At 51.9% G+C, this 3,888-nt stretch carries 4 protein-coding genes; 2 read left to right on the top strand and 2 right to left on the bottom strand.

Going from position 1 to position 3,888, the window contains the following annotated elements; translation table 11 throughout:
- Nucleotides 1–400, top strand: a 400-nt coding sequence (locus HKN79_02855) for a Trk system potassium transporter TrkA (GenBank protein NNC82490.1), incomplete at its 5' end; no start/stop codon positions are given.
- Entirely contained in the window at nucleotides 400–1,854 is a 1,455-nt protein-coding gene (locus tag HKN79_02850; GenBank protein NNC82489.1) for a TrkH family potassium uptake protein, read from the top strand. The genes HKN79_02855 and HKN79_02850, both read left to right, overlap by 1 nt.
- A 4-nt stretch (nucleotides 1,855–1,858) precedes the next feature.
- On the opposite strand, the gene trxB is transcribed toward HKN79_02850, so the two are convergent.
- Together trxB and porQ are read right to left on the bottom strand one after the other, a co-directional pair.
- Nucleotides 1,859–2,809 (bottom strand): thioredoxin-disulfide reductase, encoded by a 951-nt coding sequence (gene trxB / locus HKN79_02845; protein ID NNC82488.1) that lies wholly within the window; start codon nucleotides 2,807–2,809, stop codon nucleotides 1,859–1,861.
- A 70-nt stretch (nucleotides 2,810–2,879) separates the two neighbouring features.
- The coding region (porQ, locus tag HKN79_02840; protein ID NNC82487.1) for a type IX secretion system protein PorQ at nucleotides 2,880–3,888 on the bottom strand (1,009 nt) is incomplete at its 5' end.

Below are 3,888 nucleotides of genomic sequence, written 5' to 3'. Positions count from 1 at the left end.
GACGGCCAAGAATCACGGTGTGAGAAAGACCATCGCTCTGGTGGAGAACATGGACTATATCCATATCTCCCAAGGCGTAGGGGTAGATACCATGATCAATAAGCGGCTCATCGCAGCCAATTTCATCTTCCGATACATACGCAAAGGGGATGTGATGGCCATGGCGGGCCTACACGGTGCGGACTGTGAGGTATTGGAATTCGAAGTGAATCCCACTGATGCGATCCATCACAAGAGTATCAGCAAGATCAAATTTCCCAAGGGTGCGCGTATAGGTGGTGTGATACGCGATGGGGTCGGGATCATTCCTGATAGGGATTTCCTCTTCCGAGAAAAGGACTTGGTCGTAGTGCTTTCCAAACCGGAATGCATCAATAAGGTCGAGAAATTCTTCGCCTGATGATCAAGTACAGGATCGTCCTCAAATTCCTGAGTTTTTTATTGATGTTCAACGGTGGCTTCATGCTGCTGACCTTACCAGTAGCCTGGTATCACAGAGAAGCCGTGACCGCGGGGATGGTCACTGCCTGTTTGATCACCTTGGCGATCGGTGCCATCGGATTTCTACTTACTCGGTCGGCCAGTGGAAAAGATATGCGTAAACGAGAGGGATTCCTCGTAGTGGCGCTCGGTTGGTTCTCGATGTCCGTCTTCGGATGCCTCCCCTACCTCTTGACCGGATCCATCGATGGAGTGACCAATGCCTTTTTTGAGACGGTGTCCGGCTACACGACCACCGGTGCGACCATCCTGGATGATATCGAGTCCATGCCCAAAAGCATCTTGCTGTGGAGAAGCCTGACCCAGTGGATCGGAGGTATGGGGATCATTGTATTAGCTGTAGCCATCCTCCCGATACTCGGCATCAGTAGCGTACAGCTATTCAGCGCAGAAGCCCCTGGACTCCGGCCGGATAAGATTACGCCACGTATCGCTGATACGGCCAAGCGTCTCTGGTTGATCTACCTGAGTCTGACCCTTGTGCAAGCCACACTTCTTACTACGGCTGGAATGAGCATCTATGATGCGATCAATCACAGTCTCACGACCATCTCTACCGGTGGTTTCTCCACCTATCAGGCGAGCATCGCACATTTCGACAGTCCACTCATCGAGTACATCATCACCTTCTTCATGTTCTTAGGAGGGACCAATTTCATATTGATCTATTGGCTGCTCAAGGGACGTTTCACCAAACTCTGGGAGAACGAAGAGTATCGATTCTATGTCAGTGGATTGTCCGCATTCATCATTATCGTGACCATAGCGCTGAGTGTACAAGGAAATTATGGCATTGAAGAGAGTTTCCGCAAAGGGGCTTTCCAAGTGGTGTCATTGATGACGACCACGGGATATGCCACTGCCGATTACACCGCTTGGGGCTCGGGATTGACCATGTTCGCCTTCCTGCTTCTATTTGCCGGAGGGAGTTCTGGATCGACAGCAGGTGGAGTCAAGATGATCCGTCATCTGATCCTATTCAAGAACGGGGCGGCAGAATTGCGGAGACAGATGCATCCATCAGCAGTGATCCCTATCCGGGTCAACAACCATTCTCTGGCCTCTGAACTGACCTCGGCCGTTCTAGCCTTCATCATGTTCTATATCATCGTATTTGCCCTCGGATCCATCCTACTGGCGGCCATGGGTATCGATTTCGATACGGCCATCGGTGCAGTGGCCACTTCATTGGGGAATGTGGGTCCGGGTATTGCTGAGGTCGGTCCCAACTACACTTTCAACTTCCTTCCTACGGCTGCCAAATGGGAATTGGCATTACTGATGGTCATCGGACGATTGGAGCTTTTCACCGTGATCCTTCTCTTCACGCCCCATTTCTGGAGATTGGACTAAAGGATCAGTGGATGCCTTTAGCAGCTAGATAGCGCTCTGCATCCAGTGCGGCCATACAACCGGTGCCCGCAGCAGTGACTGCCTGACGATAGACCTTGTCTGCGGCATCTCCTGAAACGAATACTCCATCGATCTTGGTCTTGGCCGATCCGGGTTCCGGAATGATATAGCCGACCTCATCGATATCGAGCCATCCTTTGAAGATGTCGGTATTGGGCTTATGACCAATGGCTACGAAAAATCCGGTGACATCGAGTGTCGATTCTTCCTGGGTCTTGTTGTTGACCACACGTACTCCTGTGACACTGTCTTCTCCAAGCACTTCGAGCGTTTCGGTATTCCACAGGATCTCGATGTTCTCCAAAGAATTCACGCGATGCTGCATGGCTCTCGAAGCACGCATCTCATCCCTTCTCACCAGCATGTAGACCTTGTTACAGAGCTTGGCGAGATAGGATGCCTCTTCAGCAGCGGTATCTCCAGCTCCTACGATGGCCACATCCTGGCCTTTGTAGAAGAAGCCATCACATACAGCACAAGCAGAAACTCCTCCTCCGATATCTCTCAGCCGAATCTCCGATTCCAGCCCGAGCCACTTGGCACTCGCTCCGGTGGAGATGATGATCGTATGGGCTTCGATCCATTCCTTTCCATCTACACAGACCTTATGTACAGGTCCGGTGAAATCCACTTCGGTCACATGACCTATGCGTACTTCGGTATCGAATCGCTCGGCCTGGGCCTTGAACTCCTCCATCATCACGGGGCCGGAAATGCCCTCGGGATAACCGGGATAATTGTCCACATCGGTGGTCTGGGTCAACTGCCCTCCGGGCTCCATTCCGGTGTATAGCAATGGCTTCATATCGGCCCGTGCAGCGTAGATGGCAGCTGTGTATCCGGCAGGTCCACTACCGATGATCAAGCATTTGCGGATGGTATCGTTCGATGACATAGGAATCGTTCTAAAAAATGAGAGCGCTAAAGTACGTTTCTAGTGAAAGAGAAGAAGGACAAGCGAGCCTTTAGCTTGTTTTCCTGAAGTCGGCCCAACGAAGGTTGAGACCGATGTGATTGGTAGCTCCAGCTTGGTTATACACCACCCGCCCATAACTGATACGCATTCGTGCGATCTTGAGTCCTAGGCCCCATGAGAGACCTGCACCGCCCGGACGGTTGCTCAGTGCCAACTCGCTACGCCTTCTGAAATCATAGCCCAATCGCAAGTGGAAATTCTCCCCCAATAGGAATTCCATGCTGCCGTTGACATGCAATAATATCTGCTCGGCCAGATCGGCCTCCTCTACCGGGATCTCTTCACCAGTCAAAGGATCTGTCTGTCCGATATCGGCCGGATCGATATAGCTCAGGTCCCATTGTTGAAGATCGGAAAAGGTCAGGGTCATGCGCAGAGGAGAACGGCTCAAGCGCTTGGTCAAGCCCAGATCGATACCGATCGGCAATTGCTCTTTCACACCTTCGGTGTACTGGCTCAATGGCACTCCCAGATTCCGCACGACCAGCCCCATCATGAAATCCTGATTCTTGCTTCTGTAGGTAGCGGCCAGATCGGCTGCAATAGCCGATGACCGGTACTGCTCGAGTTGGGAATGAATGAACTTGATATTGGCCCCGACCCGGAAGAGTGAATCGATGCTGCGTCCGTGACTCAGCGTGAGGACCAGGTCAGAGGCGGAGAAGGTTCCTAATTCCTGATTGAACTCATCGCGCTCGGAGAAATCCCCATAGGATAAGTAATTGAGATGTGCCGCCCAAGTTCCGTACTCGCTCTGGTGATGGGCATAGCTGGCGGATGCTTGTCCCACATCTGCGAAAATACTCCCGTAATTCATCGAGAGCTGACCACCATCCACACTATCGAGTAGGGCCGGATTCCATAAAGCGAGGTCCACATCAGGATCCCAGACAGAAATGAATTTACCTCCAAGTCCTGCTACGCGTGCAGAATTGACCAGGTCGGTCACCATATAGGCGTTGTTTCCTCCCAATTGGGCATGAAGTCCACCTGTGAGG

It is taken from the genome of Flavobacteriales bacterium, from assembly GCA_013001705.1.
GTDB lineage: Bacteria > Bacteroidota > Bacteroidia > Flavobacteriales_D > JABDKJ01 > JABDLZ01.
The sequence above is the reverse complement of the archived record's forward strand: the minus strand, read 5'-3'. Positions and strand labels throughout refer to the sequence as shown.

Coding starts and splice junctions, on each gene's coding strand:
- HKN79_02850 (NNC82489.1), top strand. CDS start 400: ATGATCAAGTACAGGATCGTCCTCAAATTCCTGAGTTTTTTATTGATG.
- trxB (NNC82488.1), bottom strand. CDS start 2,809: ATGTCATCGAACGATACCATCCGCAAATGCTTGATCATCGGTAGTGGA.